General features: G+C 45.0%; 1 protein-coding gene. It reads right to left on the reverse strand.

The window, feature by feature from the left end; genetic code table 11:
• Window positions 1-751, reverse strand: a 751-nt coding sequence (locus BACCELL_RS25455) for a phenylalanine--tRNA ligase subunit beta (RefSeq protein ID WP_007215064.1), incomplete at both ends; no start/stop codon positions are given.

The raw sequence follows: 751 nt of genomic DNA on the forward strand, positions 1-751 counted from the left end.
TCGGTTTTTCCGTGTCACAAATCATCAGGTCACGATCAGATAATTTACGTTCCACGCCATCCAACGTGACAAACGGAGTACCTTCCGGCATTGTCCTCACCACTACTTCGCCACCTTTAATTTTATCTGCATCAAAGCAGTGCAATGGTTGGCCGAATGCATGAACAATGTAATTTGTGATATCCACTACATTATTGATAGGACGCAGTCCGATAATACGGAGTTTATTCTGCAACCATTCCGGACTTTCTTTTACTGTTACGCCCTTCACCGTTACACCGGCATAGCGAGGGCAAGCTTCACTGTTTTCAACTGTAACATTGATATCCAGATCATGATTTTCAACGGCAAAAGCATCTACAGACGGTTTCTTCAGAGAAGTCGGTTTGTTATTTTGCACCAGATAAGCATACAAGTCACGGGCTACCCCATAGTGAGAACAAGCATCGGCACGATTCGGAGTGATATCCACTTCCAGCACATAGTCGCTCTTGATATTATAATAATCTTTGGCAAGAGTTCCCGGAACTGCATCAGCCGGCAGCACGATGATACCTGCATGATCTGTACCAATACCGATTTCATCTTCAGCGCAAATCATCCCATTGGACTCAACACCACGGAGTTTTGATTTTTTAATCGTAAAACATTCATCTCCGTCATAGAGTTTTGCACCCAAAGTGGCAATTACCACTTTCTGACCGGCAGCCACATTCGGTGCACCGCACACGATCTGCACAGGTTCTCCCTG

Source organism: Bacteroides cellulosilyticus DSM 14838, from assembly GCF_000158035.1.
GTDB classification, from domain to species: Bacteria; Bacteroidota; Bacteroidia; order Bacteroidales; family Bacteroidaceae; genus Bacteroides; species Bacteroides cellulosilyticus.